A 12,690-nucleotide genomic window follows, 5' to 3' on the forward strand; every position below is an offset into this window, starting at 1 on the left:
AAAGAAATGTGCTATTTTTGCAACTTGTTAGTGCATGAGAGAAATGACAACCGTAACAGAGCGTACGATAGACATTGAAAAAATCCTGAAAGGGAAGATGGGTGCAAAGGCTAAGTTTGTGCCCGGTTTCTTGGTTAGTTGGCTAAAGAAGATAGCCCACCAGGACCAGGTAAACGCTTTTCTTTGGGAGAGTCGAGATAAAGTTGGCGTTGAATGGTTGGAGGAATGTGTGAAATACCTCGACATGACGCTGAACATCGTTGGTAAGGAGAATCTGCCTGATCCTAACGATGGCAAATTATACACTTTTGTAAGTAATCACCCGTTGGGTGGTGAGGATGGTGTGGCACTGGGTGCTATCATCGGCCGTTTCTATGAGGGGCGATTCCGTTATTTGGTTAACGACCTGCTGATGAACCTGCCTGGTTTGGCGCCGTTGTGCATCCCCATCAATAAAACAGGTAATCAGAGTCGTAACTTCCCAGCGATGGTCGAGGCTGGTTTCCAGAGTGATCACCATATGCTGATGTTCCCTGCTGGCATCTGTTCGCGAAAAAAGAACGGTGTGATTCAGGATCTTCCCTGGAAAAAGACCTTTATCTCGAAGAGTGTGGAATATCAGCGTGATGTGGTGCCCATCCATTTCAGCGGCGAGAACAGTAAGTTCTTCTATCGCTTAGCAAACTTCAGCGACAAGCACCTGCCCTTTAACTTGGCTATGCTGTTTTTGGTCGATGAAATGTACAAAAACGTGCACAAATCTTTCGAAGTAAAGATTGGTAAGCCGATCCCCTGGCAGACTTTCGATAAGTCGAAATCACCGATGGAATGGGCAGAATTTGTAAAAGATCAAGTCTATAAACTATAAACTTTTTTAAGTAGAGAGAATGGAACAGGAAATTATCCAACCAATTGCTAAAGAGGTTCTCAAGAGTGAACTCACTCCCGACCGTCAGCTGCGTATGACGAACAAGAGCCACAATGAGATTTATGTCATTACGGCTCACAATGCACCCAACGTGATGAAAGAAATCGGACGTTTACGTGAGATTGCTTTCCGCGAAGCTGGTGGCGGTACAGGTAAGTCGATGGATATCGATGAATTCGATACTTGTGACAACTGTTACAAGCAGCTGATTGTGTGGAACCCAGAGGCCGAAGAGATTATCGGCGGCTATCGTTATCTGCTTGGCACCGATTGGGAGTACGACGAGAAAGGTCAACCCATACTGGCCACCAGTCATATGTTCCATTTCTCAGAAAAGTTTATAAAGGATTATGCCCCTTGGACCATTGAGCTTGGTCGTTCGTTCGTCTCTCTTCCTTATCAGAGTTCGCGTATGGGTGCCAAGAGTTTGTTCGCACTCGATAACCTGTGGGATGGACTTGGTGCCCTGACGGTGATTAAGCCTAACGTGAAATATTTCTTTGGAAAAATGACCATGTATCCATCATATATCCGCAAAGGCCGCGATATGATTCTCTACTTCCTGAAGAAGCATTTCGACGATAAAGAGAAGCTGATTATACCGATGAAACCGCTGGAATTGGAAACCGATCCCAAGGAATTGGAGTCGTTGTTTGGTGGTACATCGTTCAAGGACGACTATCGCGTGCTGAATGGCGAAATCCGTAAGTTGGGCTATAACATCCCACCCTTGGTTAATGCGTATATGAGTCTGTCGCCAACCATGAAGTTGTTTGGTACTGCTATCAACTATGGCTTTGGTGATGTGGAGGAAACTGGTATCCTGATTGCTGTTGATGAAATTCTTGAAGAGAAGCGCGTGCGCCATATCGACTCGTTTATCAAGGAACATCCTGAGGCTCTGAAGATTACCAGTGGCGCCAATCAGGTAATTTATAAGGAAAAGTAAGTTAAAAAAGATTTAACCTAAAGATAACGTACTGTTTTATCTTACTTTAAGAATTTCATCGTATCTTTGCACTCGGAAAGAAAATAAGCAAAGACGATGAAAAAGGCAATGATGTATCTACTGTTGGCATTGGGCATCACATTGTTTGTGATGTTCGTAGGTGGTGCTATCGGTGGGTTTTTTATTGGTTTCGTTGATGGCTATAATGGTGATAAGGTTGGAGTTTCTTCTTCTATATCTTATCTGGCAGGATTAGGTTCAGGCTTGGCGCTGATTCTTTGCTTAATTCTTAATTTCGTGTTCCTTAAGAATAATTTTGCCAGCTATACTATCGGTCGCATTCCTAAGCCCATCCGTTGGAAGGTTTTTTTAGGTATGATTATTGCGATGGCTGGTATGGCAGTACTTTTTGCCGCGATGAATGATGTGGCAATCGAAAGGGGCTGGCGCGATGATTTCTTGATTGAGTCGTATGCTTGGATGCAGCATCATCCTGTATTCTCGATATTCGTAATTGCTATTGTCGAGGCTACTGCCGATCTGATTATCTATGGTGCCGTGATTCGCGAAATCTTAGAGTGGAAACACCGCCCTCAAGTCGTAATATTGGTTTACGGCTTGATTATGGCTCTTATAAATATGCTTGATGGCAACTTCATGTTGATGATTGTCTCCATGATGATGGCCCAACTCCAGGCGTTGGTTTATGAATATACCCGTAGTGTGATACCTATTATTATAGGCGATGTGGCTTTTTGGGTGGTTACATTATGCCTGATAGGTATTCCTTCAAGCGGATGGTGGCTCTTGATTGGTATAATCTTGGTTCTACCAGGTTTGTATCTGGCTGTTAATCCGATGGAACCTTACAAACCTATTGATTAAGCCTTTGCTTGCGCTTATGCGTTAACTAATAGTTGGAGTCCGATGCCTCTGACTGTTTTCAACGTAATCTTTGGCTCGTCGGCCAATACTTTTCTGAGTTTATTGACGAATACATCGAGCGAACGACTTGCAAAGTAATCATCTTCAGTATTCCAGAATCTACTCAGGATTGCTTCTCTACGAACCACATTATTCTTGTTTTCGGCCAGCAGCTGTAGTATCTGAGCCTCTCGCTGGGTGATGGTCTGTGCCTCGCCTGTTTCGTCGTTGCGAAGAGTGGCGTGATTGGCATCCAACGTGAATTTGCCCAGTTTGTAGTGGCTTGTTTCGTTCTGAGTCTTGGCGCCAGCACGCATCTTCATAAGCGCTTGGATATGAGCGTCTAACTCCTCTGGTACGAAGGGCTTCTTTACATAGTTATTGATGCCTAAGCGATAACCGGCCTTTACATCGTTGGGCGAAGTGAGGGCCGAAGTGAAGATGATGATTACGTCGCCGTCAGTTTCGCGGATACGTTCCACCATTTCGAAACCATTCATTACAGGCATGTCGATATCCGATATAATCACGTCGGGATGCGTTTCCTCCCAAACTTTCACACCTTCCTTGCCATTCTTGGCGGTAATTACTTCGTAGCCACCAATAATGTCTTCCAGACCTGTCTTCTCGATGTAAGCGAGTGATTCGTCGTCTTCAACTAACAATAACTTGATCATACGTTCTTTGGGATATAAAGTGTAAACTCTGAAAATTTGTCTTTCTCACTCGATACCGTCACCTTGCCGCCATGGGCCTGCATAACCTGATCGACATAGTTCAGACCTAAGCCGAATCCGGATACGCCGCCTTTGCGGTTCTTTTCGTGGATGGCAGCACGACCGAACTTGTCGAAGATAATCTGCTGCTCTTCCTTGGTGATACCTATACCGTTATCGCGTACCTTTAAGAGTACATTTTTGTCGGTGTCTATCGATGAAATCTTGATTTTTATCTCGTCCTTCGAGTATTTAATGGCGTTATCCAGCAGGTTGGCAATAGCCTCTGTAAGGTATTGCTCATCGGCCAGCACATTCCTTATTTTCAGGTCGGTAATAATCTCGAGAGGCTTGTCGGCTTTGGCCTTTGCTTTCTCGATTAAATCGGTAATTATTGGTTCTATGTCTATATCCCACTTGTTCAGAATCAGCTTTTTGTTCTCGAGTTTTGAGATGGTGAGCAGTTTGTTGACGAGTGCCAACAGGTGTTCGGCTTCTTCTTCAATGATGGTATAGTACTTTTCTTTAATCTGTGGCTTGTCGTCAACCTTGCCGCTATGCAGAAAGTGTGCACCCATAATTATCGATGAAAGCGGCGATTTCATATCGTGAACCATCGCGTACGAGAAGTCGTTACGCAACTCGGCCATCTGCTCCTGCTCGGTAATAAACTTCAACAGCTGCACAATAATGATTGCAAAGAAACCAAGAATAAATGCACTCAACAGAAAGAGTGGACTCAGTTTCTGAGCCAATTCGGGATAGGGGTTGTTAAGTGCTAGCTGGATGGCTCGCGATTGGTCTCTACGAATGCTGACGGGGCGTGTGAGTAGCGACCACGAGGTGTTAAGCTCGTTGTTACGCCTGAGCACATTCTTGTTCGAATCTACCTCCAATATGGTTACGTTGCGGTTAATATCAGCTACACTCAGCAGCGAGTCGACATAGAGCGCAACAGTATCGAGTGAGATCTCTGATTGATAATCTTTGCTCAGAGCATCGTTCATACCCTCAACCGACGAGGCTAACGATATGTTACCTCGTGCTTCTGACAAGCTGAGTGTATCATCGGCTGTTACCAGGTCGGCACGTGTGTAGCTCTCATAGAACATGGCCCACGTGAGCTGGTTGCCAGCGCGTTCCGTCATATCTTTCGTAACAGAACGATAGGTCATCCACATATAAAGAGCCAGCAGTAGCAGAACTGCCACCGCACTCACAATCGACACGTATTTATACCTGTTTTTATGCATAACCGCCTGCAAAGATAGTGCAAAATACGTGAACTTCCAAATTTATTGTGGAAATTCGTACACTAAATACTGCGTGTTAGGCTCTGTGGGGTAGTTGGTGAGTCGACCAGAACGTGTGATGAACGACAGGATACCGTTATTTACCCCGTTGCCAAAGGTGTACATGTCGCCATAGATGTTGATATAATGGATGCGGCGGGCATCATACTTCAGTAGGCGATCAATGTCGATAACAGGCATGCCGTCTATCAGTACCGTAGCTGGCCAATAATTGTTGTATCGGTCGTCTTCTTTACGTACAAACAGCTGTGTTACGCCATTGCTCTTCTTGCTTCGTACGCATTGAACGTACTCAATCAGCACCTCTTTAATAGTGAGAAACTGACGGTATTCGTCGAGATTGTATGTCATGTCGGGCTGATTGCCAAATACCGTTGGGTCGTAATCCATTGGCACACCATCTTCGGCAGTCTCATCCGAATAGTCGCCCAGTTGCAGTTCGCGTTTGGCGGGGGCAATAGCTATCTGATGGCGCTGCATGGCCAGTGAACGTTCCTCTACTTCGCTGCGTTTGTAATGTAATACAAGATGTGGAAGTTCCTTGGGCAGTAAGGTGGCAAACGGACTGATCATCTCAATGGGCAGACTCATACCTGTGAGTGATGCGGCAGAGAGAACCAATGGTTGCTTGCCGTGAATGCCGTATGTGTAGAACACGACGGTAGAGTCGTTCTCCATTTTTCCTTCAAAATAATGAATCTGTTTGCCTACGATGCTTAACGACGGACGAATCTGTTCACCATTAAAGGTACGCCCGTTATAGGTGTTGTTGATGCGTGCCCTGATGATATGTCCTTCGGTTTCGCGGGTATCTGTACCTTTTTTGTTTATCATCTTTGCTGTACCATTGGCTTCTACCCAGCTGCTGTCGCTTGATAGCCACTCGATATCGTCATCTTTGCTCTTGTGGAGCGGGTTGATGATGGCAACAAGTTGGTTTGATACCTGAGCGCTGTGGCGGGTATATACCGATAGTGCATAGTAACCGCTATGCAAGTTGGCTGGCAGTTCAATGGTGCCTGTACCTTTATGGTTATGGATGCTGATAGTGGTGCCTGCGGCCAAACCCTGCGTATCGCACAGTTCGGCATAGGCTATCAGGGCATCTTGGTCTGTTACACTTACTGTCATCTGCTCGCCTGCCAGATACCAGGTGCGATCAGTTCTGAATTCTGCGGCAAAAGTGTTGTGTGCCAGCAGAATAGTTGCTATGAGTGATATGATTCTGTTCATCTTCGTTATCTTTGTGATTATTCAAAAGGTGGCATGTAGTCGGGCTTGGTAGTTGTTGCACCACTCAAGCGTACGTCAAAGTCGGCAGGATAAGCCCACCATGTGGTTAGCGGCTGCTGAATCAATCGCTTATCATCCCATATATAGAGAATCAAGCCCTGATATACCATTTTCTCGCAATCAATTTCTGTGCAGTCTTCTAATTTTATGTATGGACCAGGCTGGGGAACCTCTCTGTAGATATCATGCCCATCAATGTACACACGTTTGCTGACCGTATTCAGCGAGCAGCCCACAAAGCCTAACGCTCTTTTCGACGAGGTGGTGCAGCGAATGTTGCTGGGTAGGGCTGATGGCTGGGGGGTAAACAATCCGCCCATCTCCCATCCGGCTTCAACACATGCCTTATTGTATTCGTATTCAGCCTTGCTGATGGCACGTTGGGTTACTTCATTACAATAGTTCCAAGCTATGCGTTCATTTTTGTATGAAATATCCAGTAACTGGTATTTTGTGAATTTTCCACCAACATAATGAGCTGTTGATTCCGTTAGAATGGCTTTACTATCCGCAGTCTTCCACCCCTTTTCTGGATAAAGTTCGTCTTGGGGTATGTCCATCGCTTTTTGGGCTTCCACGTCGTAATATATAGCTGTATGGCGCTTTGGCCTAACTTCCCACGTCTCGGTATATTCCCATGAGTAGTAGGCTGTCTGTGTTGGATCATCAGGCTCGGCTGTGGTCAGCAGAATCTGGATGTCCTCCAAATCGCCTTTCTGATAGTACTCCAGCTTCTCGATGTCGGGTGTGTGGAGTGGCTTTTCGGGATCCGACTGATAGATGTCGCCATCGCATTCTATCCTTACATAGTACGATACGTTTGGATCCAGCGCAGGGGTGTTACAGGTGTAATAACCGTTATCCTGTATTGGGCATTCGTATTCAGAACCATCGGTACCACAGATGGTAACTCTTGCATGGTAAATAATAGGTTCCCAATAGTAGCTGTCGTATTCATCATAAGAGTTGGGCTCTTTATTAAGTGGAACAGACCTTGTGATATAGAACTCGCTTTTTTCGTTCGAACGGATGGTACCGTTAACCACTAGCAGGTTCGTTTCGCTCTCAGGCAGATCGGCTTCGTATTCCTCCACGCATCCTGTCAGCATGCAGGCACAAATCACGATGAAATGGGTGATTTTTAAAAGTGATGATATCCTTTTCATATTAGTTGAATCGTACGTTAAGTGAGATATAGGGGATGGCTGTACCAAATACCGATAGCTTGTAGCCCTTGATGCTTGAGCCTTCGGTTACATAATAGATGTTATAGGCATTTTTGCGGGCAAGGGCATTATATACACCGATTGAGAACGAGGTGTGGAAGAATGCTGTCAGCCTATGAGTCGGCTCGATGTTGAACGCAAGGTCCAGACGTGTATAGTCGGGAATGCGATAGTTGTTACGCTCGGTATAGTAGGGCAGGTAGTAACCTAACTTGTTGTTGTAGAACTGGCCTGCAGGTACTGTTGTTGGGCGACCAGTGGCATAGTTAAAGTTGCTCGAGAAACTGTATCGCTCTGTAATCTTATAGTTCAGCACAGCTTTTACCTCATGTGGTCTGTCGTATTCCGAAGGATACCAGTCGCCGTCGTTCAGGGGCGTTGCCACGCGTTTGTCGTCCTGGCGTAACAGTGAGCGCGAGTAGGTATAGCTTACCCAACCATTCAACTTGCCATAAGGCTTTTTGGCTTGCAGTTCCACACCGTAGGCCTTTCCTTTGGTAGGAATCACATCTGTTTCCAGGTGTGGATTCATCAGCAATACAGCCGAACTGCGATAGTTCAGATAGTCGCTGATGTGCTTGTAGTAAGTCTCGGCCGAGAACTCGTAGTTCTTGTTGGGTGTCTCGTAATAGATACCTGCGGCAATCTGCCAGCCGTTCTGGGGCTTGATGTTCATATCCGACAGCTTCCACATATCGGTGGGCGACATGATAGAGGTGTTAGACACCTTATGTATATACTGATGCATAGTGTTGAAACCAGCCTTAATCGAGAAATTATCCTGTATGGCATAACGTGCCGAGAAACGGAACTCGGGAGCCTGATAGGTTTTGATGATACCTGTCTCATGACGTGTCTCTAACAAGGTTTCCTGCGATGGCAGTTCCTGGTCGGCATAGATATTCACGTCGCGCGGACCAATGGCATTGAACATTGAATAGCGCAAACCTGCCGAAACCGACAACTTTTCTGTCAGCGAATGTTCGTAGTCGATATAGGCGCCGCTCTCCAAGGCTTTCTCTTTCTGTAGCTGGTCTGGATTGACATACGATTCCTCGTTTAAAGGTTCGTACTTGCCGCCCTGTACATCGTAATGCTGAACAGACAGACCGTAAGACAGACTTTGCTTCTCATTCAGACGCTGGCGGATATGTAGCTTGGCCCACAGCTGATCGATGCCGAAACTCAGTCGGGCAGCCATCGTGGGTTTGGCCTTTTCGTCGTTATAATAGTCGTAATGATCCAATCCTGCTGAGAGCGTGGCAGTTATCTTTTCGTTCAGGATCGATCGCCATTCGGCTGAGAAGTTGCGGTTCTGATAGCCGTAACTGTCGTCTGAACTGAACGAGAACTTGTCATTACTCAGATATCCGAATATCTTGAGTCGATGCATGTTGTTAAGTTTCCAGGTAAGCACGCCGCCAAAGTCATAGAAGTTGGCCTTACCGTTTTTGTAGCCGCTTTCCTCTGGCAACTGCTTCAGAATCCAGTCGCTATAGGTGGTACGGGCATTCAGCAAGAGCGACACATGATCTTTTACGATAGGTATCTCAAGATTGGCCTTGCTGGTAAGTGCGCCGATACTGGCCGAACCAGTAAACTTACGCATGTTTGCCTCTTTCGAGTTCACTTTCAGCACACTACTTATTCTGCCGCCATATTCTGCGGGGATGCTTGATTTAAACAGCTCCACATCCTCGACCGCATCTGAATTGAACGATGTGAACAAGCCGAACAGATGTGTTGGGTTATACACCGTGCCGCCATTAAACAGTATCAGGTTCTGATCGGTGGCACCACCTCGTACGTTATATCCGCTTGAGGCCTCGCCAACGGTTGTTACACCAGGCAGCGTAAGCACTACCTTCATAATGTCTGATTCACCAAAGGCCGATGGGATATTCTTCAGTAGTTGGGGCTTGAACTTCTCGGCGCCCATCGTGGTACTTTGTACTACCGACTGGCGACCTGCTACAACTACAATCTCGGCCAGTTCCTGATCGTCGGCAAGGCTTGCCCTTGCTTTCTTGGCGCCAGGAACAATATAAGTTCGTGTATTTGCCGAACCAGCTGATATCGACAAAGTATCGCTGTCAAGTACGGGAATACCAGCGATGAGCGAATCAACAGGGATGTTTTCTATCGAAACAGGAAGTGCATTGTTTTTCTCTCCTTCTGGTGCCGTTTCTGGTCGCAAATGACTCGTGGCGATTTCCTTCTTTTCGCCGATAACACTTGCTACCACTTTTGCAAGGCTTTGCTCACGCCTCTGCTTGTTAAAGGTAAGATGTTGCTGTTTGGCAAACTGCTTTATTTGCTTTTTCTGTTCAGGAAACAGCGCTGCCACATCCTTAGCACGTTTTACATGATATGTTTCACCATCAGGTGTAACGAGTGTATAGTGTTCGTGATCGCTTAGGTTTTTAAGTATCTTCCTTTCGCCAAAGGTCTTCTCACCGTTATAGTGCTTCCACATACTATGATAAAGTTGTACGCCATTGTTGCTGCCGTCACAGAGTAGGGCTGCAAATCGGGTGCTGTCTTCTGGGTCGTGTACAAATCTGTAGCCGTCCATCTCAAACCAGTCGATGTGCTTTTGATCAGGCAGACAGCAGATACCTGCTTTGGGCGATAGCACAGATACGTGCTGTTTCATCTGGTCGAAACGTAGTTCAACATTATCGTAAACTACCCCATAATAGCTTATTCGCCCTTTATACATATTTGTATTACCTTTATAATAAGGAATGTCGTACCATCTTGATAGCTGATACTGAGGTTCGACAGGCCCAATATACAGGCGAGCATAGTCGGAAGCCGCAGAGAAGTAGTCCTGAGCTTCAGTGTGCTGTACAACAAGCGTCATACAGGCCAATAGTAATAATTCTTTTTTCACGTCTTTATAGATACACAATAATCATTTGGTTGATGCATTTTAGAACTAAGTTCTAAGTATTAAATGCAAAAACAAGCAAAACGTTGTATTGAGACCTTAAACTTTAACATACTTTTGCAACTAAGCCGGGTGAATAATGAAAGTTTGTTAAATAAATACCTCGCTATGCAAGATTCTGGCTACTGTTGCATTCTAAGAATAAAAAAGCATTCAATCATATAACAACCAAACGGTATGAAACGAACGATAGAAATGATTACAATGACGCTGATAATCATAGTTGTTGCAGCGTTTGTTGGCTCAACATTAATGGGCTGTGGAGGTGACGATGATAGCATAATAGCTATCAGTAACGATGATGGTGTGCGTGGCGGCGAGGTTTACAATCAATGGGGGAAACCAGAAACAGACCCTAATGATCCTTTGGCCTCATTCTTCCAAGAAGAACTGCATGCTCCTTATTGGGACGGCCAAGGTAACGAATATAAAACCTTTTTTGAACATGGCGATTATGACAAAGAAATATGTTTGATGATCAATAGCCGTCAGGAGTTTCAGCAAGCCTATATGGGTAGTAAGCCGCTCCCAGATGTAGATTTTAGTAAATATACGCTACTTATCGGTCGAACCTGGGGCAATGACGGATCGTTCTCGCTTGGCGAGATCACTCTCAAAGACAAAAAATCTTATTATGAGCTGCAAACCAAGTTGCTTCACCACGTTGGTGGTTTTGCAACTCAAGCTATCATCGACATCTACTTTTGGCGTCTTTATCCCAAGCTTGAAAAGAAGAATATTGTGATGAAACGTACTGTAGAGAATGTTATGGACTAACCCCCAAAAACAGAAATATGAAACAGGCAGTTTTTTCATTAGCCATCTTGTTATTGGCTTTATGCGGATGTAGTAGCGATGAATCAACCAAAGGTGCATCGAATGGTCCATTTAGCGTAAGAGATGTTGCCAATAGCGGCTGTAAAAGTACAAACCACACTAGGAGCGAATATCCAGAGTACTTTGAGTTTAAGGCCTGCGATGGCGGTTATCTATCTGTCAATCATGTGAACGCAATGTTCAATTGTGCTCCTGGGGAGTTAAAAATAGAGGCTACTATCGATGGTAATGTGATTAAGATTCTGGAGATGGAAGAGACGGCTCTGGCAAATTGTATTTGCCCTTATGATCTTTACTGCGAGGTTGGTCCTCTCAGTAACGGCGATTACGAAGTGGTTATCTACCATGGTTCGTTCGAGATACCTACTCGTCAATTCTCTATCACCTATAATAAAAGGCTGAATGCAAAATATGAGGTTACTTATGATGATTAAACTATAAAAGTTGCATAATAGCCTACATGCCTACATAAAATCGCTCAAAACCCGTATGTACAAAGGGCTTTGGGCGATTTGAAGCCTACATAAAGCCCCACAAAAGCCTACATAAAGCCTACATCATTTCTACGTGATACCTACATGTTTTAACATTTATACACGGGGTGGAAGATGAGTTTTGCCTGAATAACAACTTTTATCCTTAATACTTGTTGTAAAATTCTCAAGAGAATTTTGCGGTTTCCTAGGCAGTTAGCAATGTTTAGTACGGCACTTAGCCATAAATTCTCTAGAGAATTTCGCAACTACACTTACTACAAATTATTGCAAGTACGTTGAAAAGTAACTTTTTGCTCGGCAGGAAGCCACTTCTTGTGCCTCAAGAAGCTACTTCTGGCCTATCAAAAAGCTACTTTTTGTGGATTTTATGTAGGAATCATGTAGGCTTAATGTAGGCTTTTGTGGGGCTTTATGTAGGCTTGAACAACACGAAAACGCCCATATACACAGTTGTTTTGAGCAATTTTATGTAGGCATGTAGGCTAACTGCGATTATTTTATTCGCTTAAATACGAATGTGGCTGGAACATGGTCGCAGAAGTAGAAGCCGTAATAGTGAAGTTTTAGTCGAGTACTTGTAACCTCATAACCGAATGGCACTTCATCAATCTTTAGAACAGGATAGTTGGAATAAGTAGTTTCTTCAGAAGAAACAAGAGTCAACTTAACTGGTGTACTCGGTGTTGAGGCGTTCTTCTCGTCTTCGGGAAAAAGAATGGTTCCATCTCCTTTAATCTCAATCGTATAATCATTTGGAATATCCTTCTTCCATACCTGTTGTCCATCATCACCTAGTGATCCTGGTCCATTCTGTACTTCAAGCAAACGCCATCTGCCATAGAGACCTTCCCCTTCGAATTCATCACTCGAACAACCAGTTATGCTGATGGATAGCAGCATAACAGCAAAAATCTGTAAAAAACAATTCTTCTTCATACTTATAGCTTTTTTATGTTTGTTACTGACAAGATAATGAGAGAAAGTAGGAATCCTTGTATGGTGAAGTGTATTTTTTACAATTTGTTAACGCTGGGGGACTTCCTGCGTTGGTAGA

General features: G+C 44.6%; 11 protein-coding genes. 5 read left to right on the top strand and 6 right to left on the bottom strand.

Features of this window, described 5'->3' with window-relative positions; all coding sequences use genetic code 11:
- Nucleotides 1-43: 43 nt before the first annotated feature.
- The 3 genes from T499_RS0109070 to T499_RS0109080 all read left to right on the top strand — a co-directional run bounded on the left by T499_RS0109070 (nucleotide 44) and on the right by T499_RS0109080 (nucleotide 2,762).
- Complete coding sequence (locus T499_RS0109070; protein WP_013064868.1) at nucleotides 44-868, top strand: glycerol acyltransferase; 825 nt, start codon at nucleotides 44-46, stop codon at nucleotides 866-868.
- Between the two features lie 19 nt (nucleotides 869-887).
- Entirely contained in the window at nucleotides 888-1,877 is a 990-nt protein-coding gene (locus tag T499_RS0109075; RefSeq protein ID WP_033150720.1) for a GNAT family N-acetyltransferase, read from the top strand.
- Nucleotides 1,878-1,973: 96 nt separating this feature from the next.
- A complete protein-coding gene (locus tag T499_RS0109080; RefSeq protein WP_033150721.1) occupies nucleotides 1,974-2,762 on the top strand; it encodes a hypothetical protein in 789 nt (262 codons plus the stop codon).
- Nucleotides 2,763-2,776: 14 nt separating this feature from the next.
- On the opposite strand, the gene T499_RS0109085 is transcribed toward T499_RS0109080, so the two are convergent.
- Genes T499_RS0109085 through T499_RS0109105 form a run of 5 tightly spaced genes read right to left on the bottom strand, consistent with a single transcriptional unit; the run spans nucleotide 2,777 to nucleotide 10,215 of the window.
- Complete coding sequence (locus tag T499_RS0109085; protein WP_033150722.1) at nucleotides 2,777-3,478, bottom strand: response regulator transcription factor; 702 nt, start codon at nucleotides 3,476-3,478, stop codon at nucleotides 2,777-2,779.
- Entirely contained in the window at nucleotides 3,475-4,770 is a 1,296-nt protein-coding gene (locus T499_RS0109090; protein WP_033150723.1) for a sensor histidine kinase, read from the bottom strand. Before T499_RS0109090 ends, T499_RS0109085 begins: the two co-directional genes overlap by 4 nt.
- 42 nt (nucleotides 4,771-4,812) lie before the next feature.
- Nucleotides 4,813-6,063, bottom strand: a complete 1,251-nt coding sequence (locus tag T499_RS0109095; protein ID WP_033150724.1) for a hypothetical protein — start codon at nucleotides 6,061-6,063, stop codon at nucleotides 4,813-4,815.
- Between the two features lie 17 nt (nucleotides 6,064-6,080).
- On the bottom strand, nucleotides 6,081-7,289 hold the full coding sequence (locus T499_RS0109100) for a DUF4249 domain-containing protein (RefSeq protein ID WP_084163046.1): 1,209 nt from the start codon (nucleotides 7,287-7,289) through the stop codon (nucleotides 6,081-6,083).
- A gap of 1 nt (nucleotide 7,290) precedes the next feature.
- Complete coding sequence (locus T499_RS0109105; protein ID WP_232221084.1) at nucleotides 7,291-10,215, bottom strand: TonB-dependent receptor plug domain-containing protein; 2,925 nt, start codon at nucleotides 10,213-10,215, stop codon at nucleotides 7,291-7,293.
- Nucleotides 10,216-10,479: 264 nt separating this feature from the next.
- Here T499_RS0109105 and T499_RS0109110 point away from each other — a divergent pair, with 264 nt between their 5' ends.
- Nucleotides 10,480-11,079, top strand: coding sequence for a hypothetical protein (locus T499_RS0109110; protein ID WP_139294797.1), 600 nt, complete (start codon nucleotides 10,480-10,482; stop codon nucleotides 11,077-11,079).
- A 236-nt stretch (nucleotides 11,080-11,315) separates the two neighbouring features.
- Entirely contained in the window at nucleotides 11,316-11,573 is a 258-nt protein-coding gene (locus tag T499_RS0109115) for a hypothetical protein (protein WP_033150727.1), read from the top strand.
- Between the two features lie 555 nt (nucleotides 11,574-12,128).
- Here the strand turns inward: T499_RS0109115 and T499_RS0109120 are convergent.
- Nucleotides 12,129-12,572, bottom strand: a complete 444-nt coding sequence (locus T499_RS0109120) for a hypothetical protein (protein WP_157054576.1) — start codon at nucleotides 12,570-12,572, stop codon at nucleotides 12,129-12,131.
- Nucleotides 12,573-12,690 lie beyond the last annotated feature (118 nt).

It is taken from the genome of Prevotella sp. RM4 (assembly GCF_000701965.1).
Lineage (GTDB): Bacteria > Bacteroidota > Bacteroidia > Bacteroidales > Bacteroidaceae > Prevotella > Prevotella ruminicola.

Coding starts and splice junctions, on each gene's coding strand:
- T499_RS0109070 (WP_013064868.1), top strand. CDS start 44: ATGACAACCGTAACAGAGCGTACGATAGACATTGAAAAAATCCTGAAA.
- T499_RS0109075 (WP_033150720.1), top strand. CDS start 888: ATGGAACAGGAAATTATCCAACCAATTGCTAAAGAGGTTCTCAAGAGT.
- T499_RS0109080 (WP_033150721.1), top strand. CDS start 1,974: ATGAAAAAGGCAATGATGTATCTACTGTTGGCATTGGGCATCACATTG.
- T499_RS0109085 (WP_033150722.1), bottom strand. CDS start 3,478: ATGATCAAGTTATTGTTAGTTGAAGACGACGAATCACTCGCTTACATC.
- T499_RS0109090 (WP_033150723.1), bottom strand. CDS start 4,770: ATGCATAAAAACAGGTATAAATACGTGTCGATTGTGAGTGCGGTGGCA.
- T499_RS0109095 (WP_033150724.1), bottom strand. CDS start 6,063: ATGAACAGAATCATATCACTCATAGCAACTATTCTGCTGGCACACAAC.
- T499_RS0109100 (WP_084163046.1), bottom strand. CDS start 7,289: ATGAAAAGGATATCATCACTTTTAAAAATCACCCATTTCATCGTGATT.
- T499_RS0109105 (WP_232221084.1), bottom strand. CDS start 10,215: ATGACGCTTGTTGTACAGCACACTGAAGCTCAGGACTACTTCTCTGCG.
- T499_RS0109110 (WP_139294797.1), top strand. CDS start 10,480: ATGAAACGAACGATAGAAATGATTACAATGACGCTGATAATCATAGTT.
- T499_RS0109115 (WP_033150727.1), top strand. CDS start 11,316: ATGTTCAATTGTGCTCCTGGGGAGTTAAAAATAGAGGCTACTATCGAT.
- T499_RS0109120 (WP_157054576.1), bottom strand. CDS start 12,572: ATGAAGAAGAATTGTTTTTTACAGATTTTTGCTGTTATGCTGCTATCC.